The 23852-nt window shown below is 49.3% G+C and carries 17 protein-coding genes; 5 read left to right on the top strand and 12 right to left on the bottom strand.

Annotated elements, in window-relative coordinates; all coding sequences use genetic code 11:
- Positions 1 to 41: 41 nt before the first annotated feature.
- Genes cydC through CZ379_RS06135 form a run of 4 tightly spaced genes read right to left on the bottom strand, consistent with a single transcriptional unit; the run spans position 42 to position 6073 of the window.
- Complete coding sequence (gene cydC / locus CZ379_RS06150) at positions 42 to 1925, bottom strand: thiol reductant ABC exporter subunit CydC (protein WP_110930862.1); 1884 nt, start codon at positions 1923 to 1925, stop codon at positions 42 to 44.
- A gap of 2 nt (positions 1926 to 1927) precedes the next feature.
- Positions 1928 to 3664: a thiol reductant ABC exporter subunit CydD gene (gene cydD, locus CZ379_RS06145; protein WP_110930861.1), complete on the bottom strand. Its 1737-nt coding sequence runs from the start codon at positions 3662 to 3664 to the stop codon at positions 1928 to 1930.
- Complete coding sequence (gene cydB / locus CZ379_RS06140) at positions 3664 to 4680, bottom strand: cytochrome d ubiquinol oxidase subunit II (protein ID WP_110930860.1); 1017 nt, start codon at positions 4678 to 4680, stop codon at positions 3664 to 3666. The genes cydD and cydB overlap by 1 nt, the downstream gene beginning before the upstream one ends.
- Positions 4667 to 6073, bottom strand: a complete 1407-nt coding sequence (locus CZ379_RS06135) for a cytochrome ubiquinol oxidase subunit I (protein WP_110930859.1) — start codon at positions 6071 to 6073, stop codon at positions 4667 to 4669. Before CZ379_RS06135 ends, cydB begins: the two co-directional genes overlap by 14 nt.
- A 466-nt stretch (positions 6074 to 6539) precedes the next feature.
- Here CZ379_RS06135 and CZ379_RS06130 point away from each other — a divergent pair, with 466 nt between their 5' ends.
- Complete coding sequence (locus CZ379_RS06130; protein WP_110930858.1) at positions 6540 to 8771, top strand: copper amine oxidase N-terminal domain-containing protein; 2232 nt, start codon at positions 6540 to 6542, stop codon at positions 8769 to 8771.
- Between the two features lie 86 nt (positions 8772 to 8857).
- Here the strand turns inward: CZ379_RS06130 and CZ379_RS06125 are convergent, their stop codons facing one another.
- From CZ379_RS06125 to CZ379_RS06110, 4 genes are all read right to left on the bottom strand, one after another.
- Entirely contained in the window at positions 8858 to 9247 is a 390-nt protein-coding gene (locus tag CZ379_RS06125; RefSeq protein ID WP_110930857.1) for a nitrous oxide-stimulated promoter family protein, read from the bottom strand.
- Positions 9248 to 9261: 14 nt separating this feature from the next.
- Entirely contained in the window at positions 9262 to 10917 is a 1656-nt protein-coding gene (locus CZ379_RS06120) for a hypothetical protein (RefSeq protein ID WP_110930856.1), read from the bottom strand.
- Positions 10918 to 10920: 3 nt separating this feature from the next.
- On the bottom strand, positions 10921 to 11709 hold the full coding sequence (locus tag CZ379_RS06115) for an ABC transporter ATP-binding protein (protein WP_110930855.1): 789 nt from the start codon (positions 11707 to 11709) through the stop codon (positions 10921 to 10923).
- A 270-nt stretch (positions 11710 to 11979) separates the two neighbouring features.
- Positions 11980 to 13437: a catalase gene (locus CZ379_RS06110; protein ID WP_110930854.1), complete on the bottom strand. Its 1458-nt coding sequence runs from the start codon at positions 13435 to 13437 to the stop codon at positions 11980 to 11982.
- A 523-nt stretch (positions 13438 to 13960) separates the two neighbouring features.
- Between CZ379_RS06110 and CZ379_RS06105 the strand changes: the two genes are divergently transcribed.
- Entirely contained in the window at positions 13961 to 14734 is a 774-nt protein-coding gene (locus tag CZ379_RS06105) for an alpha/beta fold hydrolase (protein ID WP_110930853.1), read from the top strand.
- 89 nt (positions 14735 to 14823) lie between these two features.
- Here CZ379_RS06105 and CZ379_RS06100 read toward each other — a convergent pair whose 3' ends face one another.
- The 3 genes from CZ379_RS06100 to CZ379_RS06090 are packed head-to-tail and all read right to left on the bottom strand — an operon-like array spanning position 14824 to position 17997.
- On the bottom strand, positions 14824 to 15669 hold the full coding sequence (locus tag CZ379_RS06100; protein WP_110930852.1) for a carbohydrate ABC transporter permease: 846 nt from the start codon (positions 15667 to 15669) through the stop codon (positions 14824 to 14826).
- 3 nt (positions 15670 to 15672) lie between these two features.
- Positions 15673 to 16614 (bottom strand): carbohydrate ABC transporter permease, encoded by a 942-nt coding sequence (locus tag CZ379_RS06095; RefSeq protein WP_110930851.1) that lies wholly within the window; start codon positions 16612 to 16614, stop codon positions 15673 to 15675.
- Between the two features lie 39 nt (positions 16615 to 16653).
- Positions 16654 to 17997, bottom strand: a complete 1344-nt coding sequence (locus CZ379_RS06090) for an ABC transporter substrate-binding protein (RefSeq protein ID WP_110930850.1) — start codon at positions 17995 to 17997, stop codon at positions 16654 to 16656.
- 260 nt (positions 17998 to 18257) lie between these two features.
- Here CZ379_RS06090 and CZ379_RS06085 point away from each other — a divergent pair, with 260 nt between their 5' ends.
- Both CZ379_RS06085 and CZ379_RS06080 read left to right on the top strand, forming a co-directional pair.
- A complete protein-coding gene (locus tag CZ379_RS06085; protein WP_110930849.1) occupies positions 18258 to 19010 on the top strand; it encodes a response regulator transcription factor in 753 nt (250 codons plus the stop codon).
- Positions 19007 to 20767, top strand: coding sequence for a cache domain-containing sensor histidine kinase (locus CZ379_RS06080; RefSeq protein ID WP_110930848.1), 1761 nt, complete (start codon positions 19007 to 19009; stop codon positions 20765 to 20767). Before CZ379_RS06085 ends, CZ379_RS06080 begins: the two co-directional genes overlap by 4 nt.
- Before the next feature lie 53 nt (positions 20768 to 20820).
- Here the strand turns inward: CZ379_RS06080 and CZ379_RS06075 are convergent, their stop codons facing one another.
- Positions 20821 to 21645 (bottom strand): helix-turn-helix domain-containing protein, encoded by an 825-nt coding sequence (locus CZ379_RS06075; protein WP_110930847.1) that lies wholly within the window; start codon positions 21643 to 21645, stop codon positions 20821 to 20823.
- Between the two features lie 130 nt (positions 21646 to 21775).
- Here CZ379_RS06075 and CZ379_RS06070 point away from each other — a divergent pair, with 130 nt between their 5' ends.
- A complete protein-coding gene (locus tag CZ379_RS06070; protein WP_110930846.1) occupies positions 21776 to 23062 on the top strand; it encodes a Gfo/Idh/MocA family protein in 1287 nt (428 codons plus the stop codon).
- Positions 23063 to 23852 lie beyond the last annotated feature (790 nt).

The following is a 23852-nucleotide window of genomic DNA, read 5'->3' as shown; positions in this document are numbered from 1 at the left end:
GGGTCGCATCTTCCTGCGAGGTTCTTTCTATGTGAGATCCATCAATAAGCTATATCATCCGGGCGATCTAACGCATAGAGGCTGCGGTACCTTGGTTCACGATCCAGCAGCTCCTGATGCGTGCCACGCATCAGGATGGCTCCGTGCTCCACGAAGATGATCTCGTCCATCTGCTCAGCGCCGACCAAATGATGCGTGACCCACACGAGCGTCTTGCCCGCTGTCGTCCTAAAGATCGTCGACAGCAGCTCGCGCTCGGTGCGAGGGTCAAGCCCCACGGTCGGCTCGTCAAGGACGAGCACCGGCGCATCCTGAAGCAGGATGCGCGCCAGAGCCACGCGCTGCCGCTCTCCGCCAGAGAAGCGCTGCCCGGTCTCGCGCATCGGCGTGTCCAGGCCAGCCGGCAGCGTGGCGATCAGCGCGTCAAGCTGCGCTTGCTGTACCGCCAGATGCAGCTCCTCCTTCGAAGCGCTTTGACGCCCAAGCCGGATATTGTTCGCTACGGTCGTATCGAACAAATGCGGGCTTTGGTTCAATACCGAGATGACTTTAGACATGTCATCCCCGAAATGCGCTGCCGGAACGCCATTAATAAGCACGCTGCCTTCTGTGGGCGATATCGCCCCCTGAATAAGCTTCAGCAGCGTGGATTTGCCCGCACCGCTCCGGCCAATCACCATGACTCGCTTGCCTTGAGGTATATCAAGCGACACATCGCAAACGGAATACGTGCCATGAGCTTTTTTACCTAGTGCCCCCTGCATAGCTTGCATGCTTCGCATACCTTCCTCATCGGGCTCAGCATCATACGCAAAAAAAACGCCACGCAGTTCAAGGTGAATTTCACGTGCACGGGAGTTTGCAAGCACAGCCGCTACACGCTGTTCCTGCCTTGCAAACTCCAAGGTTTGCACCGGCTCCTGCTTCAATACAGGCTCCGTAATTCGGTTCAGTCGGCGAAGGGATTCCTGATACTGCGGTGTACGCTCGATCGCCTCGGACAGGGGCAGAAACGCATCCGCCAGCGGGAAAACAATGAGCACGAAGGCTGCGATTAACACTGGTTCAATATGCCCGGCCGCCGCTTGGCTGCCCGACCAATAGATCATAGATACAACAACGATGCCTACCACGAGCTGGCCGATCAAACTTCTCCATCTTGCCCAGGTGCGAAGTTTACGCTCCTTCCGAGCCACAACGTCTTCATCATGCTCATACGACTCTAGAAACTCTGCAGGCCTTCCGCTGATCACCCAATCGCCGATGCCCATTACGGCATCCGTGAGCTTCTGATACAATCCGTTGCGTTCCCGCTTTACCTCCTCGTTCGTGCGTTTGGTGAGCATCAACGAAATATACGGCAGTACAGCAACAAGGATAAAGATATACCCCGCCACTAGCAAAGCAAACAGCCAATCAAACTGGCCCAGGGCAACGATGACGATTCCATAGACGATCAGAGCGACAAGACTCGGAAAAACAGTGCGGATGTATACGTTCTGCAGTTGCTCTATATCGTCTGCCAAAACGCCGAGTATATCGCCTGCCCGGTAACGCGAACGGATAAACAGAGCCTGGGGCTCCAGTATTTTATATAAACGCACTCGCATTCTGGACAGAATTCGCAGTACCGCGTCATGTCCAACCAGCCGTTCTATATAATGGATGACCGCCCGGCCAATCCCGAATGCGCGGATGCCAACAATAGGCACATATACGAGTAAAATGTTGTACGGCTGCAGAGATGACTTGGAAATGAGAAAGCCTGAAGTGAACATGAGCATGCTTGCCGCTAATATCGTCAGCGTGCCCAGAATTAAATACAAGGCAAAGCGTCCACTATAGGCACGGAAATACGGAGTAATCCACTGCTCTTGCAGGACTGCTTCCTCCTCGCGATCCCATCTCACAGTGTCCTCTTTCATACTCACAATATCCCCTCCCGCTGAGATGTCATTAACTGATAATAGGCTCCTTTTCTCGCGACCAGTTCGTCATGGCTGCCCGTCTCCACGATCCGTCCCTGATCCATGACGATAATGCGATCCATTTCCCTCATCCAGTGCAGACGATGGGTAGCGAGCAGCACGAGCTTACCCTCGAATAATGGCAGCATCGTTGCCTTCAATTCATACTCCGTCTCAATGTCCAAATGAGCAGTCGGCTCATCCAGCAGCAAAACCGGACGCTCGCTGAGCAAAGCACGGGCCAGCGCCACCCGCTGCTCCTGCCCGCCGCTCAATGCCCGCCCGCCCCCGCCGATAGGCTCATCATACCCGGCTGGCAGCGAAGCCGCCAAAGCGCTAAGGCCCGCAGCAGCTGCGGCCTGCTCGATCGCCTTACGAGAGGCCCCTGGCGAGTAGAACGCAATGTTATCCGCCAGTGAACCGCTAAATAGATACGGATTTTGCGGAATATACGTGATCTGCTTCCGCCATTCAAGGCTGGCAAGATCCCCGAGCTTCAAGCCGCCTAGCTCAATCTCGCCTTCCGTCGGACGCAAGAAGCCTCCCAGCACATCGATCAGCGTGGATTTGCCCGCACCACTTTCTCCAATGATACCGATTTTGCCAAATCCGCTTAGCTCAAGCGATGCCTGATCTAGCGAAGGCTGGCCTTCTTCCTCATGCCGCACGGACAGCGATGACAGCTTCATCACGCTGTCTGCCCCCCATTCCAGCGAAGCCCCTTCTGGCAGTTTAGCCAGAGCAGCCTGCTCGGCCTCTGCTTCAGCGATGATCGCGTTCATCGCTTCGCCGGCCTCCTTGCCATCCAGAGTCGCATGGTAATCGGCCCCTACCATTCGCACAGGCAGGAAATACTCCGGGGCCAATATGAGAATCGTCAGACCCGTTAGAAGAGTCATATTCCCATCAATCAAACGCAAGCCAAGGCTGACCGCTACCGAAGCGACTGACAGCATCGTAAAGAAATCAAGGGCGAATGAGGACAAAAACGCCACGCGAAGCGTTCGCATCGTCGCGGAGCGGTAGGAATCGCTCACTTTTTCAATGGATTCGCTATGTCTCTTGCTGTGCCCGAGAAACTTCAATGTCTCCAATCCACGCAGCGAATCTACAAAATGATTCGACAACGTGCGATAAGACTTCCATTGGCGATCCATTTGCTTGCGTGCGGCAAGACCGACCAGAATCAAAAAGATGATCAAAATCGGCAGCGTGAGAATTAAAATGACGGCTGCCGTCATATCCAGCGTAAATACGTACAAAAGAATGAGCGCCGGCGTTAATCCAGTCGCCAGCATTCGGGGCAAGAACAGCTCCAAATAGTTGCGGAACTTCGTCACCCCATCCAGAACGAGCGTAACCAAGTTGCCGGTACCCTCTCTTTTGGCAAAGCGGGGGCCGAGCTCGAACAGTTTTTCCATCACCTGCTTGCGCAGCTCCTTGCCTGTCTGCTCAGCGAATCGATAGGCGATTCTCTGCTGCAACAGCGCAGATATTTGCCTCACGATAAAAGCAAGCAGGAACAAAACGGCCCCGCCGAATTGCTCCTGCAGCTTAGCGCCGGCAAACAGGGCGGAGATGACCTCCGCCAGCCATTTGGCCTGCAATATGATAGCGATGCTCTGAATGAGGGTCAAGACGCCGATCCCGGCAAGAACCGGCTTTATTCCCTTAAACTTCATTAAATCGCGTCCCATTAGTACTCTAAATGCTCCTTCTCGTTAATGCGTTTATGGAAGACAAAGTAACTCCAAATTTGGTAGCCAAGTACAAATGGCAGCAGAGTCAAAGCAACAATCGTCATGATCTTTAATGAATATGGACCAGACGCTGCGTTATGAATCGTAAGCGAGTACGCTTCACTGATCGAGCTGACCATGACACGCGGGAACAATCCGATAAATACGGAAGCGATCGAGAGCGCAATTAGGGTTCCCGTCATTCCAAATGCCCAGCCGTCTTTTTTCTTCATGATGAACCATCCGGCGAGCAGGAACGCTCCCAGGCCAACAACCGCGATCAGCGTCAGCGGCAAGGCACGAACCTCAAACACATCCGTCTGGAAGAACGTCATCGCTCCGAATACAACAAACAGTACCGCTAACGGGATCAACAGCTTATGCGCCAGCTTCCGAGCCCGATCGCGCAGGCTGCCCGTCGTCCGCAAGGACGTAAACAGCAGGCCGTGAACGAGACAAAGTACGACGACGGTAATCCCGCCAACAAGCGTGTACAGATTGACCATATCAAACAGTCCGGCCTTCATTTCCATGTCGCCGTCAATCGGCAGACCTTTGAGCATCCCGGAGAAAACGACGCCGAACAGAAACGGAGGCAACAAACTACCTAGAAAAATGGCAAGATCCCAAGTGTTTTTCCAGCGTGCATTTTCCACTTTGCCCCGGAATTCGAACGCCACTCCCCGGCCGATCAGAGCCAGCAGCAATATGACAAACGGTGTATAATAACCGCTAAACAACGTCGCATACCAGTTTGGAAAAGCTGCGAACATCGCGCCGCCCGCCGTCAGAAGCCATACTTCGTTAGCATCCCAGAAGGGGCCGATCGAATTGATCAACACCCTTCTCTCCATATCATTTTTAGCTAGAAAGCGAGTGCTCATTCCTACCCCGAAGTCAAAGCCTTCAAGGAAGAAGAAGCCGATAAATAAAACTGCAACGAGGATAAACCAAAGCTCATTAAGAGATAGCATGGTATCCCTCCTTACCATATGGATCTACCGATTGCTCATCATCATTCACATTGTCGGCATAAGGGCCTTTCTTAATCACTTTGACGAATAGATACACCATCACTGCGGCTAATACTGCATAAATCGCCGTGAACGCAATAAGCGAGAATAGAATCTGTCCAGAAGTCACGCTAGGCGATATACTGTCCTCTGTCCGCATGTAGCCGAATACAGTCCAAGGCTGTCGACCGATTTCCGTCATAATCCAGCCCGCCGTATTCGCAATGAACGGCAGCGAAATCGCCCATAGCATCATGCGATAATACCACTTATTCGGACGTTCCAGCTTTTTGCGCCAAGCCAGATACGCACCGTACATTCCTAATACAATCATCAGAGAACCGGCAGCAACCATGATCCGGAAGCTCCAGAAGGTTGTTCTTACCGGGGGAACATAATCTCCAGATCCGTAGGTCTGCTCATATTCAGCCTGCAGTTCGTTCATCCCTTTCACTTCACCGGAGAACTGACTATAGGACAAGAAGCTGAGCATATAAGGAATTTTAATCTCAAACGAGTTCTCTCCGGTCTTCGGATCAATGTGGGCATACACCGTCCAAGGTGCTGGGTCGCCGCTCTTGCCCCATAGGCCTTCAGCAGCAGCCATCTTCATCGGCTGGGTCTTTACCAAATATTGCGCCTGCTGGTGGCCGTAAAGCGCTGTACCGAACGAGGCGATCAAGCCGATCACGACAGCGATCGTAAACGACTTTTTAAAGAATTCCACATCCTGGCGCTTCATCAGCTTGTAAGCACTAATGCCTGTAATCACGAAGGCCCCCGTGGCAAATGCGCCGAGCACCGTATGCGGGAATTCCACCCACAGCTGGCCATTGCTGATCAGCGCGAAGAAGTCATTCATTTCCGCCCGGCCGTTATTGATCTCGAAGCCGACAGGGCGCTGCATAAACGAGTTTGCCGCCAAAATCCAGAAGGCTGAAGCAATCGTACCGATGGACACGAGCCAAATGCTAAGTAAATGCACTCTTTTGGATAACCGATCCCATCCGAAAATCCATAACCCAATAAACGTCGATTCCATGAAAAAGGCGAATAACGCTTCAACCGCAAGCGGCGCACCGAAGACGTCACCCACGAAGCGCGAGTAGTCCGACCAGTTCATGCCGAATTGGAATTCCTGCAGAATCCCGGTTACGACCCCTACAGCAAAGTTAATGAGGAATAATTTACCCCAAAACTTGGCCATGCGCTTGTAAATTTCTTTTCCTTTCCTTACATACATCGTTTCCATGATCGCGATGAGTAACACCAGACCTATGGAGAGCGGCACAAAGAAGAAGTGAAATATTGTTGTTGCCGCAAATTGGATACGTGCAAGCATTACCGGATCCATAAATACACCCTTCTTTCATCTTTGGTTTAACTATTGTGAATTCTATCACGGATTTCTGAAAACAAACGTGTAAAAAGTAATCGTTTTGTGACAAGAATCACATAATCCTGTGTCCAATATGCTAACAACGCCAAAAACCCGCATCCCATCAATGATTTTTCACTATATTTGCATTTGTGGAGATATTGTGAATGAGTCATTTCCGAACATTTTTCGAGTCTCTTTTTAAATCTTTTTTGAAATTCTTTTGAATCTCTTTTCAACCTCTTTCAGCCTCTGATAACCCTCTTTCAATCCTCCGTTATGCTTCTGTCGAGCATCTAATAGAAGGGCTGTGTCTAGCATCTTTTACCTATCGACCGTAACTTTTCATCCCTATGAAGCGTCTAAACATGAGGTACAGGAAGCTGGAAACCGCTACGTACTCATAGCTTAAATATTTTATAGAAGGAGTCATTTTATCAAGATGAAATTGAAAAGTATCTCCCTAGCTACCGCGCTCCTCGTTTCGCAGACCATACTGGCTGTACCTGCCGCCCTGGCGCAATCGCCTGTTTCCGGTTCAGTCGTCCATGAGGAGAGCCTGCAAGATCATCAGGTACATACCTCAGCGAAACCAGTAGCCGCTGGATCTGTGGACACGAACGAAACCACGGTCGAAAGCCCGGCAACTACGACAGTACCCGGTGAGACAGACACGACGGCAACTGATTCACAAGCTCCAAACGCTCCTCTGACGCCAGAGGAACCTGCGGAAAACACTGACACAACCGATACAACTGATCCGTCCGGCACCGATGCCGATAATGCGGCTGCTCCTTCAAGCGGAGGAGGCCAGCTTATTCTTCATATGAACAGCACACTTATGGAGCATGACGGCCAGGTATATACCTCCTCCCAACCTATGACCGTAAAGGACGGCGTATCCTATGTCAGCATTCGCTCCTTGGTAGACCGAGTCGGCTATAAAATAGCCTATGACTCCGGTACAAAGGAAACGATTATCAAATACGGCGAAGATGAGCTGCGCTTTAAGACAGATAGCAAGACTTATAAAGTCAATGGCAAGACAATGACGATGAAAGGCGCTAGCTACCAGGATAAAAACGTCTTCATGGTGCCGCTCACTTCCATCACGCAAGCTCTCAACATTTCGTATAAAGTAGAAGGCAAGAAAGTTATTATGCAGCTGTCAACCAAGCCGGTCGCTTCCTTTACCGTACTGAACGACAAGATCATCGCTGGCGAGACAACGGTGCTCTATCAAACGAAGTCCTCTTCTCCGAAAGGCGTGCAAATCGTCGATGAGAAATGGGAAGGCCGTCAGGACATCTTTGAAGCAGCAGGAACTTATACCGTCTCCTATTCCGTCCAGGATGCCAATGGAGAATGGAGCGATCCGTATATACGGACGATCGTCGTTGTCAATCCGAATATTCCTCCTGTAGCCGAGTTCAAGACGGATAAGGCAGAATACAAGATGGGCGAGCCGATCACGATTACCGATCTAAGCTATGACGAGGACGGCGAGATCGTTGATCGTCAATGGATGAACAACTATCCGGCCTTTTTCACGCCGGGCCCGATTACAATCCAATTGATCGTCACAGACCAGGATGGAGCTTCCGCAATGGTGGAGCACACGATCAACATCACGACAGAGACGCTGTACACGCAGGATGAATTCTCTAAGCTCTTTACTCCGGTCGGCAGCAACTTTATGATTAACGGCGGAGAAGCCTTGGGATACGAAATGCTATCCTACACTTATTCGACAGAGCCTTATACGCTGTTCAAGGATAATGGCCCTGAGCCTGTATCCTCCGAAGGCGTGCTGTACAGAGACACGATTACCGGCCTTACCCGCTTTATGACTCACCACGTCAACAAGACCGAGGGAAAAGGCAAAATCTATATTATTGCTAAAAATATCAACGAAGTTCCGGCCAATCTGGAAATCATCACCTCAGGCATGGCCGGCCCGGACATCTATGCTGAAATTACCGGCACAAAGTCCGTGGCACGCTACTTCGAGAATTACCAGAACGACAGCAAGAAGAAAACGATCAGCCTGGCTCCCGGCGAGAGCCAAATCATCTTTGAGGATATGAACAAGATCGCTTTGAAGCCGGAGGAGACAATCTCCTTCCTGGGTGACCTGTATAGCGATTCACCGATCGAGTACACAAGCGTCTTCGTGGAGGACGGGCAGGATCCGCTCGAGGTCGTCGACACTCTTCCGATCCTCGATCCGATTCAATCGGTCATGCGCGGAACATTCACCGACTCCACGCGGATTTTCGAGCATTACGATACGATCGGTGGCGGTAAAAATTACCGCATGTCCCTGACGGACAACGCCGCAGATCCGTTCCAAATCGGAATGGATACGCCGCTTGGAATATCCAGTGTCAACGCCGGGAACTATGGTGTGATTTACAAAATCAAGCTGCGTGTAGCACCGCGTACGCTCATTACGTTCAACCCTCGCGGAGGTCTTTATATGGGAGCCGCCTTGGTCAATGGAAATCTCGTGAGCTTCTCCCATACGGGCAAAGACAATATTTCTGGACAGACCAGCGTGCTGCATCGTACAGGCGATTCAGAAGAAATCGTAGAAATTTGGACAACACCATCTGCAGGAAGCAACTTGCCATTTTCCATTTTATTCATGCCTCTTCCTGCGATTAAGCATTAATGAAACGATAGCCTGTAAACCAACAGCCACCCCAAGCAGCATTGCTGCACGATGGGGTGGCTGTTTCATTGATGGATAAGAGACCGCTAGCTGCTGTTGCGATGTCTGCCGTCAAGCAGATGGCGAAAAGCGAGCCAGGGATGTTTGAATAGCATTCGCGCCCCGGCATAGCGCATCACCTGCTTGATTTCCTCGCGTTCCTGCGGGGCATAACAATGAACCGGACAGTTCGCGCAGGTCGTTTTTTCCTCGCCAAAGCGGCAATAGGTCAATCGCTTTTGACTGTACTCATACAAAGCATAGCACTCGTCGCATAAGAGAGGGCGCGAGCTTTGGATTTCGCCGCCTATGGAGTTGCGCTTCTCTGCTTCCTGATGCATTCCCCGGCAGTACACCAAAATCATATGGGCCACGGTCACTTTCTCCCGGCGGATTCTCGGCCCCTCCCGCCTTGCTGCTCTAGCTTTAGATGTCATTGCGTGTAAGCCTCCTATTTAGATTTAGCTGCGGATGAAGAGAAGACATGTCTCCAAGTGATTCCATTACTAATGAGCAAAACAACCAAATAAATGTAAACACCATAATGAACGAAGGTAGCCGCAAAATGGACTCCGCTAAACACAGCTAGCAGCAGCAGCAGCGGGATCATGCGCATCCCCTCGCTTTGCTGGGCCGCCTCGAAGGGCTGTGAGAAGGGCAACGCCTTGGTCAGATAGGCAAACGAAATGACCGCATAAAGCATAATAGCGAAGCCGAACACGATCAGATCCGGAATAATACTCACGCCAAATAATAGCGTAAAAATGATGCTCTCCAGCACATAAAGCGGAAGCACGAGTCGTATCAGCGCAGCCACAATCGTTCCTCGATGAATGGCCGACCGTTCGGCAATCGGAGCAGTATGATAAATCCATGCCGCCTTATGCTTCCCCGAATAGCGCAGCATCATAGTAATCGTAGGCACGAGCAGGGCGCAGAAATAAATAAACAGATACAGCTTCGTCCCAGGCAGGCCTTTAATTCCAACCTCTTTCAATTGCGTAAAAATAAATATAAACGGGAATATCAGCGAGAAACCAAGAGAAGGATATACCTTCAACTTAAACTCACGCTCATTGCCGATCATCGTCCAAGCGAAGCCGAAGAAGGCCTTCTCCTGCGGGCCAACAGGGAGCAGCCCAGAAACGACTCGCTTCCAGCCGCCGCCCTTCTTGTCGCTGCGCTCCCCTGGGTCGGCCAGCTTCTGTAGATTTCTCTCCAGCGATGGCATCAGCTTGATATAAATTAATATCGCGAGAATAGGAACTAGCAGGGCAAGCAGCGTAAAGCCAATAAATAACGGGTCGCGACTTCCTTTCAGCAGCACCTCAAACGGAGCGCCGAACCAAACCGGTGCAATGAAAACTTGCCACCATTTTGGCTGGAACACCACATCAAAATGAACAATGTCAAACAGTCGGATCAGCAGCTGATAACCGATCGTAATCGCAATTGTAAAGCCGATCTGCACATAGTTGATCATATCCTTCAGCTTTTCGCCGTCAAAGAAGCGCAGTACTGCCAAGTACAACATCGCCGTAAGGACAACGACCAGTAAATCCATTAAAATCAACATGAGTAAAAATACCAAAGAAAATATCACGCCGTGCTTTATCAAACCCACGACTAACGGAATGATTCCGATGGCTCCCGTTAGAAACACCATGTAAATGAAGACATGAACTGTCTTCGCCATCGAAACGGTTTTCCGGTTAATCGGCTTCGTCCCCAGAATGTTCCGATCCCGGATATCGAGCAGCACGGAGGAGAAGTCAGAAATAAGCGCGGTAAGCGTCATAAACATAAAGATGCCAAAGAGCAAGCTCATCTGAAAAATATAATTGTCGCCCAGCAGAATGAACGGTGTACTGAATGCGCCGAATAGGCCATAAATCCACAAGGAGCCGAGAAAGTTGTTGCTTTCCTTCGCCTCCTGCCGATCGGCAGATTTCTTTCCCTTATTTTTATTCATAAAAGTAGGGACTCTCCGCGCGTCCATCATCAGCTTGACCTGTAAAATATGCCGCATGACGGCATAATCTACGCCGGCTTTTTCAAACAGGCCTCGAAAACGATCCAATACGAGCAATGATTTGTAATTTTTCATCTGTTACACCTCTTGGACAATACTTACAAACTGCTCGGCGATCGCTCTATGCTCATTAAAGCCCGTAAGCTGGTTGAAAATTTGCTCCAGCGAGCCCTCCTGGCTGCGATCCTTCAGTTCCTCGAAGGTGCCATCGGCTACGATCCGTCCGCCATCGAGCAGAATAATCCGGCTGCTGATCTTCTCGACCACCTCCATAATATGGGAGGAATAGAAGATCGTTTTACCGTTAGCCGCTAGGATCGACAGCAGTTCTTTGACAACCATTACGCTGTTCGCGTCCAAGCCGCTAAGAGGCTCGTCCAGGAATAAAATATCCGGATTATGCAGCAGGCTGGAGGTGATTAACACCTTCTGCTTCATGCCTTTGGAATAGGTGGCAATCCGCGTATCCACCGCATGGCCAAGGCCAAATTGTTCCAGCAACCTTAAGGCTTTGCTCTCTGCATCCTGGGCAGTCATCCCGTACAGCTCCCCGATAAACGTCAGATATTCCCTTGCCGTCAGCGTATCGTACATTTCAGCGACTTCGGGAACATAACCGATTCTACGTTTATATTCCACATCACCGTCCTTCGGACTCTGTCCAAGCACGCTAACCTCTCCATCATATCCATCCACCAAACCGAGCATGATTTTCACCGTTGTACTCTTGCCTGCTCCGTTCGGTCCTATATATCCAATAATTTGTCCTGGATAAACCTCCAGATCAATTCCGTTCAGGACATACTTATCCTCAAATTTCATCCGCAAATCCCGGATCGAAATCAAAGGTTCCCTTCGTTCGTTCATGCTCTTCGCCTCTTCTCCTCTAAACTAATATACGGTTAGCCGCGCTAGCCTCCAGCCGAACTGCCGATTCATGCCTATGCCGTGCCATTCCGTGTTTCCGTACCATCCACACTTCACCTTTATAAACATTATCCAGTATATGTATCGTTTTCTCAATATTACTTCTCATCTTTAGCATAATGTTCATATCCGACCAGCATACCATGCTTCATGAAAAAAGAGACTGACCCCTGGCTATTCCTAGCCCGGAATCAATCTCTTGATTGTAAATTACGAATCCTTCGGCATGAAGCCGCTAATATCTACACCAAGTCCCTGAGCTACACGCATGCCGTATTCCGCGTCTGCGCGGAAGAAGTTGCATACAGCGCGAAGCTGGGTTTGTTCCGGTGTCTGCCCCAAATCATTCACCAGGTTGTGGATCAGGTTGTTCTTCTCTTCGGCTGTAAAGCTGCGGTACAATTCCCCAGCCTGCGTGAAATCATCCGTCTTAGCGATACGCTCTCGGCCTGCCTGCCCCGATAACGGCATCACGCTGTCGCGATAGGCAGGGGCCTCCTTCGGGCTGTCATCAAAGCTGTTCGGCTCATAATTGATCGGTGAAGTGTCTTGCTTCATGTTCATGAGGCCGTCTCTTTGATGGTTGCGCACCGGCGCATACGGGCAATTGACCGGGATTTGCAAATAGTTTGCCCCCAATCGGTAGCGCTGGGTATCGGGATAGGAGAACAGTCTGCCCTGCAGAAGCTTATCTTCAGAAGGCTCAATGCCGGGAACCAGCACGCTCGGCGAGAATGCCGACTGCTCGACTTCGGCAAAGAAGTTATCTGGATTCCGATTCAGTTTCATCGTGCCAACCTTCACCAGCGGATAGCTCTCTTCTGGCCATACTTTGGTTGGATCAAGCGGATCAAACCCCCAGCGATCCAAGTCCTCTACAGGCATCAGCTGCACATGCAGCTCCCACTCCGGGAAATTGCCCTGCTGGATATGCTCGTAAAGATCACGCGTCGCATGGTTAAAATCTCGGCCCTGCACCTCGCTTGACTCCTCAGCCGTGAGAGTAACGACACCCTGCTTCGACTTCCAAGTATATTTTACATAAGTCACTTTGCCTGCAGCATTCACCCATTTGAAGGCGTGTACGCCGAACCCATCCATTTGACGGTAATTTGCTGGTGTCCCATTATCTGAGAACAGCCAGGTCATCATATGCGTGGATTCTGTAGATAACGTCATGAAATCCCAGTACCGGGCAGGCTCTTGGACGTTTGTAGCTGGCGATGGCTTCAAGGAGTGAACCATGTCCGGGAATTTGATCGCATCGCGAATGAAAAATACAGGCAGGTGGTTGCCTACAAGGTCATAATTCCCTTCCTCGGTATAGAACTTCACCGCAAAGCCCCTTGGGTCACGTGCCGTCTCCGGCGATCCCGTCCCATGAATGACCGTTGAGAAGCGAACGAATACCGGCGTTTCTTTGCCAGCCTCCTGCAGAAAATGAGCACGCGTATACGGAGCCATACTGCTCTCCGTCACGAACACGCCATGCGCTCCAGCACCTCGAGCATGAACGACCCGTTCAGGAATACGCTCGCGGTCGAAATGAGCCAGCTTCTCCAGTAAATGATAATCCTCCAGCAAGGCAGGCCCGTTCTGTCCGGCCGTCCTTGAATTTTGGTTGTCTCCTACCGGGGCGCCCTGGTTCGTTGTCATCCTATTCGTCATCTATATCATCCTTTCAGTTTACTATTGTATTTAGACTTAATCTAAGTTCTGTAATAGATATTATCATGTTCCCGTCCCTGATTGCATGAAGTTTAAATGAGGGGTTTATGAAGAAAAAATGGGAAAATGAACAAAAATATTCATGTTCCCTCCCTTGCATTATATAAGTCCCTTTCGACAATCATTCCTGAATATAACTCCCTTAATTCCCTTCACTTACCTACAGAGAATCCAGTTAATTGTACATATCGCCGTAAACAGCTTAATTTAAATCAACAAATACAGCTATTGTATGTATGGATCGCACCCTAGCTGTATTCATTAAATATTGAAATTATAATATCCAAAAAACCGACTGACGCGGACAGGAGTTCTAAATTCATACGGTTGGAGTGCTTGATTCATATGGCTCCGACTTTATTCCATGAATAACTAACATTAGGTAGAGAAACATTAACTTCGAACTAATATAAAACGGCGGTGACTTCGATTTATGCCCGCCTTCAAGAAAAGGTGAGTCCCTATGCCTGAGTCCGTTATAAACGGATACAAAATGCATTACATTGATCGCGGAAAAGGAACAGCCATCGTGTTCATTCATCCACCGGTGCTGACAAGCAAAAATTTTAAATATCAAATTCAGCAGTTATCGACTTATTTTCGCACTATCGCCTTCGATATCAGGGGCCATGGCCGTAGCCAGCCTTCCGAGGATGGAGTCACTTATCCATTAATCGTTGAGGACATTAAGAAGCTAATGGACGAGTTAAAAATTGAAAAGGCTTGTTTATGCGGTTATTCGACAGGCGGCTCCATCGTGCTCGAATTCATGTTAACCTATCCTGAGCGCGCATTAGGCGGCGTTATTATCGGGGGTATGTCAGAGGTAAGCGACAGGAAGCTAAGGAACAGAATATTTCTCGCTTCCCTCATCTCCCGTGTCGGTGCAGTAGGTGCACTCGCCTTGACTATTTCGTGGAGGCAAGCGAGAACAAAGCTGCCCCTGATGCGGCAATTATATAACGATGCCAAAAAGGGCAATTCTAGAAATGCCAAGCAGTATTATCAATATAGCCTAAGTTATAATTGTACGGCCCAATTGAGACAAATCCGCCACCCCGTCTTGCTGGTTTACGGAGAGAAGGACAAGCAATTCTACAGGTACGCTCAGCTGCTCCACCAGCAATTGCCCAACAATGAGCTCGTCTTTATTCAAAAAATGCGCCATCAAATCCCTACGAAAGCAGCGAGAACATTAAACAGACTTATCCGGCAGTTCCTCGGCCGCTGCGGCTAAGAGATGCAAACACAAAAACCTCGCCAGAAGGCGAGGTTTGTTAAGCTGGATTCTTTAAGATTGGGGTTCTTGGAATCCGTTTGTGGGCGTTAGCCCTTCAAGCCTGTAGTCGAAATACCCTCAACAAAGTACTTCTGCGCAAAGAAGAACAGAAGGATACAAGGCACGATACTCACGACCGACATCGCCAGCACCTGATTCCAGGATACGGCGGACGAAGCATCCAGCGACAAGCGCAGTCCAAGCGACACCGTAAACTTCTTCACGCTGCTGATGTAGATGATCGAGTTGAAGAAGTCGTTCCACGTCCACATGAACTGGAATATGCCCACCGAGAAAATGGCCGGTTTGCACAGCGGCAGCAGAACCCGCGTCAGCACCGTAAACGAGTTGCAGCCATCGATGGTCGCCGCTTCGTCCAGATCCCGGGGCAGCCCGCGCAGAAACTGGATCATCATGTAGACGAAGAAAGCACCTGTGGCGAAAGCCGCTGGAATTATGAACGGCAAATACGTATCGAGCCAGTTCATTTTGTTAAACAGAATATACCTTGGAATCATAATTGAGGCGTTCGGCAGCATTAAAGTCGCGATCATGATCGAGAACAGCATCGTTTTCAGCGGAAACTCGAATCTTGCAAACCCGTACGCAACAATAACGCTCGAAATAATCGTGAACAACACCGTCGGTATGACCAGGATCAAGGTGTTAATGAAAAACTCCTGAAAGCCATACTGCCCCGTGCCCTGCCAACCCAAAGCGTAGGAATCCCACACATAAGTCGTGGGCAGCAGCTTGCTGGAGCCGAAGATATCGGCATTTGTCTTGAATGAAGAGGCAAACAGCCAAATCAGCGGGTATACCATAATGAAGCCGAGAACAATCAGAAAACTATAATTAAGCATGGTGTTTGTCTTGCTGCTGGTTTCTCTCATGATTTATCCTCTCCCGTCCTCGTAATATACCCAGCTATTGGATGTTTTGAAGATAGCCGCGGTCACGACCATAATGATGACGAACAATATCCAGGATAAGGCCGAGGCGTAGCCCATTTTAAAGAAGCTAAAGGCTTCTTCATAGAGCTTCAAAGCATACAGGAAGGTCGATTTCATCGGCCCTCCATTCGTAATGACGAAGGCCCCGGTAAATTCCTGAAAAGCATTGACCATCTGCATGACTAAGTTGAACAATACGATCGGCGTAAGCAGTGGTACCGTAATTTTGAAGAACATACGCGGCTTCGATGCCCCGTCAATTGCTCCAGCTTCGTACAAATCGTTAGGAATTTGCTGAATCCCTGCCAGGAACAGAACCATTGACGACCCGAATTGCCAAACCGTCAGCAGCCCCAACGTATAGAGAGCCACATCTGGACTGCCGAGCCAATCGACCGGGCCGATATGGAGATAGCCCAGCATATTGTTGATGACTCCTTCCTTCATAAAGAGGAAGCGCCACAGTACGGAAATCGCTACACTCCCGCCCAGAATGGATGGCAAATAATAGACGGTTCTGAAGAAGTTGATTCCTTTCAGCTTAGCGCTGAGCAGCATCGCAATAAAGAGCGCGAAAGCCAGTTTCACCGGCACTGCCAGCAAAACGTAAATCCCCGTGACCTTCAACGACTGGTAAAAGTCGGGGTCGGCCGTAAAGATCTTTTTATAGTTTTCCAGGCCGATAAATTTAGGTGTGCTGACCATGTTATAATCCGTAAACGAATAATACAAGGATGATAGAAACGGATAGAACTGAAAAACCAGCAAGCCTATAATCCATGGTGCAATATATAACAGTCCGATGTACTGATAGTTTTTCTTGGCTTTTACCTTTTGTCCCGTTTTATTCTGAGCCTTGGCCAATACAGATTGAGATACAGACATAGCGGACTCTCTCCCTTCCTATCCTCTGAAGCTCTTTATTTATTGTCTGGCTTTAATTTCGTCCAGCTTGGAGGTCAAGCTGGCGATAAGCTCATCCGCAGCTTGCTCCGGCGTCGCTTTGCCATAGCTAACCTTTTGAATAACGTCCTCCAGCACCTTTTGCACCTCGGAATTGTTCGCAATGCTGTTATCGACAATGCCTGCATGGCTCAGACCAAGCTCTACCGCATTTGTAATGGCCGCATCGATCTTGCCTGCCGCAACAGCCGCCTCTTGGGCCGACTTCACCGGTGGAACAGAGCGCACGTCGCCTAGAATCGCCGCAGCCTCCGGATCATTCATGAACCAGTTCAAGAACTTGACCGCCTCATCCTGATTCTTACTCTTGTTGCTGATCGCAAACAGCTGCGATGGTCTTACCAACACGCCTGTATCCTTGGCATCTTTAGCGATGACCGGAAGCCCCGTCACGATCTCGACATCTTCAGGCAGCACCGTCTTCAGCGACAGCAGCGTGCTGCTCATCGATGGAGCCATCGGGATTTCCTGATTGATCCACTTCGGGTTTTGATCGATCTTGCCAAAGAAAAGGTCGCTTTCCCCGATCGGCTGGTAAACGCCGGCTTCCATCGCCTTCTGGAGCCATTCCAAGCTGGCTACCGCATCTTCTTTGGCGAAACCGACCGTATAATCCTCATTAACCCATTGGTTGCCCGTACGCTGCTTCAGCATGGTAACGATATCCTGACGCAATGCCGCATGATCGGCGAGCAGCAGATATTTAGAACTATCCTCCGCATGCAGCTTCTTCCCTGCTTCATAAATGGAATCCCAGTCCCACTGTTCGTCGATCGAAAGCCCCAGCTTGTCTGCCAGTGTCTTATTAATGATCATGCAATAAGCATTGACTCCGGTCGGAACTGCAACAAGCTTGTCATTATATACGCCGAAGTTGCTCAGAAAATTTTGGTCAAATCCGGCTGCATCAAAATCCGCATGGCCTTTCAAATCAACGAAGAAGTCGCCTTTGCTCGTCAGCTCTTGCAGCCACGGCAGGTCAAGCTGGATAATATCAGCGGAAGTTCCGCCCGACAATTGAGTCTTGATCTTCTGCTCATAGCCGTCAAAGCCCTGATATTCGGCTTCGATCGTCACGTTTGGCGCAATCTGCTTATATGCCTCAATCGCTGCCAAGGTAGCCGCATGGCGATCCTCTCCGCCCCACCAGCTAAAGCGCAAGGTGACTTTCTCGCCGGCGGATGATTCTCCCCCGGAAGCATTGCCTTGATTGGCAGTATTGCCGTTCCCCGAGGAGCAGCCGCTAAGAATGGATAGAATAAGTGCAACAGCAATGAATAACGCCCCTACTTTATTTCTCTTCATCATGCATTCTCCTTTTAAGCATTTGGTGTAAGCGCTTTTAATTATAGACCTCATTTCCGGCATTTTTAAGGTAGCTAATCTTAGAAAAAGGTATCATTTAAAGCGCTCTTTCCCCGGAATGGTATCCTGTTGTTGTGAAATGAATCATTTTTACAGAAGTTGAAGCCCGTCTGTTAAATCGCTTACATCGAAAATCGCCCAATCTGCTATAATTCAACTGTAAGCGATAACAACACAACCTGCGTGCGGGAGGTGGAATCATGTATAATCTGTTGATTGTTGACGATGAGGCCGAGACGCGTGAAGCCTTATCAAGTTATTTTCCTTGGGGTGAGGTAGGGTTCGAAGTCGTCGGCCAAGTAAACAATGGACAAGAAGCGTTGGCGTTCATCGCGGGAGAAGAGCGCGTCGATGTCGTCCTTACCGATATTAAAATGCCGATCATGTCCGGCGTCGAACTGGCGGAGAAGCTGTACAACAACCGCCGCCATATTAAAATCGTGTTCATCAGCGGCTATCGGGATTTCGAGTATGCCCAGAAGGCGCTGCACTACCGCGTCAAAAATTATGTGCTCAAGCCCGCCAAATACCATGTGCTTACGGAAGTCTTCCTAAAGATTAAAGAGGAGCTGGAGGACGAAAGGACATTGCCGGAGCCTAAGCCGGAAGCCGATTATCCCAGAAACGACGAAAGCCTGATCATTCATAAAATCAAGTCCTATGTAAAGGAAAATTATAAGGACGCTTCACTGGAAGAAGTCGCTAGGCTGGTGCATATGAACGCCAACTATCTCAGCTTTTTTTTCAAACAAAAGACGGGGCAAAATTTCTCTGATTATTTGATCCAGACGAAAATGGAGGTTGCGGTTCACCTGCTGCAGAACGTCAGCTACAAAACGTATGAAGTCAGCGAAATGGTCGGCTATAGCAATGCCAAAAATTTCACGCGCACCTTCAAAAGCTATTACGGCAAAACGCCTAGCGAATATAGAAACGGCCCCGTCGCGCCATGAAGGAGAAATACTTCATTAAACAGCTGGCTACCTTTCTCATCCCGCTGCTTGTTCCCATTATTATTCTCGGCTCCCTATCGACGGTGACGTCGCAGCATGATATCAAAGCCGATATTAATCAGAACAGCAGCTTTTTGCTGCAGCAGTCGCAAACCCAGCTGGAAATGATTCTGAATGAACTGGATACGTTGTATCTGGCTCTCTACGACAATAAAGAAATTTTTAATGAATTGTCTGCCGTGTTAGTGAACCCTTACTATACCTATGAGAGCTCGACCTCCAACCGGATCATTTCCAGCTTCTTGAACGCCTTTACCAGCTCCAAGCCTTATATCCAATCGTTCTATCTTTATGTCGATAATCCGCACCAGCGCTTCCTCTCCTCCGTCGATGGACTGGTGACGCTGGATCATTACTACGATACCGCATGGTACGAGCAGTTCATGGCCTATTCGGGCCCACCCAACAAGTGGACATCGCGAAGGGATATCCGCTTCTATGACTTCGAGACGAACCCTACGGCGATCGTGACCTTTTACAATGTGCTAGTGCCGCAGAAGATCGGGATTATCCTGAATATCCGGCCGAAATATATCGAGAATATTCTGGACGACATTACGACCTACGAGGGGCAGCAGCTATTCGTGTTGGACGAGGAGAACAACGTGATCTTCTCCAACCAACAAGGGGATTTTTTTCAAGAGAAGGACATCGATTGGATCGCGGGCCAACCCTCGGCATTCTTCGATATGGAGACTTCGCATGGATTGGTCAATATCACCAAAGTCGAATCGGAGCGCTACAAATGGAAATATATATCGGCTATTCCTCATTCCGAGCTGTACAAGACACCGACGCGGATTCTGAAGTACACCTTAGTGTTTGTAGGGATATCTGTCGTATGCGGTTTTCTCCTGACCTACTATTTGGTAAGCCGGAACTATAAGCAGCTGAGAATGATCCGGATGCTGATTAAATCAGCCGAGGATCGCAATGTGCCTTTGAAGCCGCCGGGCAAAGTCAGGGACGAATATTCTTATATTCTGCACAATATGATTACGCACTTTATTGAGCATCGGTATATCCGCACCCAGCTGCTGGAGAAGAAATACCGGCTGCAGGTCATGGAACTGCTGGCGCTGCAATCGCAAATCAACCCGCATTTCCTCTATAACACCCTGCATTCCGTCTATTGGGAATCGGTGGCTTTAACAGGGCGGCCCAATAAAGCAAGCGAAATGATCGAGGACTTAGCCGACATTCTATCCTACTCCTTCAGCAATCCGACGAAGTCAGTCACCTGGGGCGAGGAAATCGCTAATTCAATCAGCTATGTCAATATTCAGAAGAAGCGATATAAGGATAAGTTCGATGTAATTTTCGAATATAATGAAGAAGTTACGAAGCTGTACACGATGAAGCTGCTCCTTCAACCGCTGCTGGAGAATAGCATCTACCACGGCATAAAAGAAAAAGAAGGGCCTGGAATGATCAAGGTAAAGCTGATCCGCAGGGATGAGCAGCTGCGCGTCGCCGTCATCGATAACGGCATCGGCATTGCGCCCGAAGCGCTGGCGGAAATCCGGCACCGGCTGGATTCGGACGAAGAGCGAACAAAGCATGTCGGCATGTTCAATACGAACAAAAGACTGAAGCTGATGCACAACCACATGTACAGCTTCCGCATTCGCAGCAAGCCTGGCTTTGGCACCATGGTTGAGATGGTTCTCCCCGTACAGGAAGAGCGGCATGAATAATCATGCCGCTCTTTGGCTTGTAATTGGACTTAACCACTAACTAGTGCTCTGCCTTACATTTTGTTCTGTTTGCGGTACTGCAGCGGTGAACGCTTCGCAATCTGTTTGAAAACTCTGCCGAAATGAGCGATGCTGTCAAACCCCGTCTCCTCAGCGATCGCCGTAATTTTGAGCTCCGTCTCCTTCAAAAGGGTCTGAGACTCCCGAATTCGTACATAGTTCAGATACTCGATCACCGTAAAGCCTGTTGTCTGCTTAAAAATACGGCATAAATACGTCTCGCTGATGTAGAAGTGCTCCGCAATGCTTTGCAGAGTCAACCGCTCTGCGTAATGGGCATTCAAATATTCGAGAATGCGGTAGACTCTTTGCTGCTTCTCGCTGGATTCGGGAAGAACAGGCTCCGGAGCCGCCTCCCGAATGCGGCCGATAAGAATGAGCAACTGCAGGAGCAGCGTCTGCAGGTAAGGCGTATAGCCTAGGGCAGCCTCCTTTTGCTCGTGCAGCATAGCATGGAGAATATCTACAATCCGCCCTTGTTCATGCACATCCGGCCGCAGCAAGAAGCTCTCTCCCTGAAACAGCGGCAGATCGCCAACACCCAGCTTCCGCAGCGGCTCTATAAATAGATCGTCGAAATTGATCAATATCCGTTCATGCGTGGAGCGGCCCTTGCTCGTCGTTCGGTGCAGCTCATTCTTGTTAATGAACAACAGGTCGCCGACCTGAAGGGCGTAAATCCGGTCGTTAACATAATAGTAGCGTTCCCCGGACAGCAAATAGTAAACTTCGTAACTCTCATGAAAATGGTCAGAGTCCATATTGAATGTCCCGGTTCTCTTGATCTGCTCGACATCAAAAAACGGTACGATATCCATTAAAACATCCCTCACCGAAAAATAGGATAATATATGCATAGTTTATAACGAAATGACTAAGAAACGCTTAGATTTTTACATTTCATATACTATAAGATAGATTCAAATCAATGTAAATGGAGTGATCACCTTGTCCAAGAAGAAATATGTCATCGTAGGTGTCGGAGGCCGGGCTGAATTTTTCTATAGTGAGTTGATTACGACGTATAAAGAAACCTCAGAGCTGGTGGCCATTTGCGACGTCAACCAGACGAGAATGAATTACACCAACAAGCTGTTGAAGGACAAATATAACTACCATGAGGTACCGACGTACAAAGCGGAAGATTTTGACCGAATGATCGAGGAATCAAAGCCGGACTACGTGCTGGTATGCACGATCGACCGCACGCACCATAAATATATCGTTCGCGCGATGGAGCTCGGCTGTGATGTCATTTCCGAGAAGCCGATGACCGTGGACGAGGAGAAATGCCAGGAAATATACGATGCTATCGAGCGAACAGGCCGTGACTTGCGCGTAACGTTCAACTATCGCTATGCTCCCCACAATACGAAAATTCGGGAAATCATTATGGACGGAACGCTGGGCGAAATTCTGTCCGTCAATTTCGAATGGCTGCTGAACACCCAGCACGGAGCCGACTATTTCCGCAGATGGCATCGCGACAAACGGAACAGCGGCGGACTGCTTGTGCATAAATCTACGCACCACTTTGACCTGATGAATTTCTGGCTCGATTCCAAGCCGGATACCGTATTCGCGATGGGAGACCTGCGTTTCTACGGCAAAGAGAATGCCGAGAAGCGCGGAGTTACTGAATTCTATCAGCGTGCCTATGGCAGCAAAGCCGCCCAGAACGATCCTTTCGCTCTGCACCTCGACCAGAATGAGCATTTGAAGAGCATGTATCTGGATGCCGAGCATGAGGACGGGTATCAGCGCGATCAAAGCGTGTTCGGGGACAATATCAGCATTGAAGATACGATGAGCGTCATGGTGAAATACAAGAATAAGACCGTCATGAACTATTCGCTGAACGCTTACTTGCCATGGGAAGGCTTTATCATCGTATTCAACGGCACGAAAGGACGCATGGAGGTGCGGGTTACCGAGCAATCCTACGTCAATTCCGGCGGCAAGAAAGAAAACGAAGGCGCGCTGGAGGGCATGGAAATCACGATCTATCCTCACTTTGCGGAGCCTTACAAAATTGAGGTTGAGCATGCTGCCGGCGGTCATGGCGGCGGTGATCCGGTCATGCTGCGCGACATCTTCGACAAGAAGCAAGAGGATCGCTTCAATCGTGCCGCCTCCCATATTGACGGCGCCCTGTCCATCATGACAGGCATTGCCGCCAACCGCTCGATCCGCACCGGGCAGCCGGTGAAGATCGATGATTTGTTCCAGGTATAGAAGCTGAAAGCCTTGGCTGAAGAACTTGTCAGAAGAATTCTGGCCGATGAGCCTTGAGCCTTGATGATGAGCCTTCGCTGCAGACCACTGCGGCGAGGGCTTTTTGTATTATTAGGCAAGATCACGATTGTATGCGATATTCCCCGCATCCTAGCGCTTGCCGAAAATCACTCCTAGCAAGGTGGCGATTCGCCGATTCGGGTGGCGGGGTGGCGATTCGGTATTGATCCCTGCAAATGTGCTACTGATTGGTGACTAGATTGGTGACGATAAGGCAACTAGTTGTATTTCATGTATTTCATGCAGTTAGTTCATCGGTTTTGACCGTGTTAGAGGGAACTAACTGCCAAACCTACAATTAGTTCTAAGCTATTTCGGCAAATTAGCTCCATTCAGGCAAACTAACTGTATGTTTTGCAATCAGCGCATGTATTTTTTATAAAAGAGCTTTAACTAGTTGTATGAAATACATCCCGCTTTTAAATCAGCAAAGTCCGGCAGAATCCAGCAAAGTTCAGCAAAGTCCAGCGGAGTCTAGCGGAGTCCAAAATCGCCCCAACCCAGGAAACATAACTAGCCTCGGCAACTAGGCCCGGCAACTAACCTCGACAACTTGGCTCGGCAAAAAGCAAAAATCCTTCTAGCAATGTCAGCTATTTTAATTCTGAAACTTCAGAAAATACAAGTGCTGCAGCGGGATTTAAGGTTTTGCAAAGCACGGAGAGCCTTTCTACAACGGCTGGATTAGGATGCTTTCTTCTCAAAAAGGTGCATAATCACGCTTCGTATT

Source organism: Paenibacillus bouchesdurhonensis, assembly GCF_900155685.1.
GTDB classification, from domain to species: Bacteria; Bacillota; Bacilli; order Paenibacillales; family Paenibacillaceae; genus Fontibacillus; species Fontibacillus bouchesdurhonensis.
This window is presented reverse-complemented; position numbering and strand designations above follow the sequence as displayed.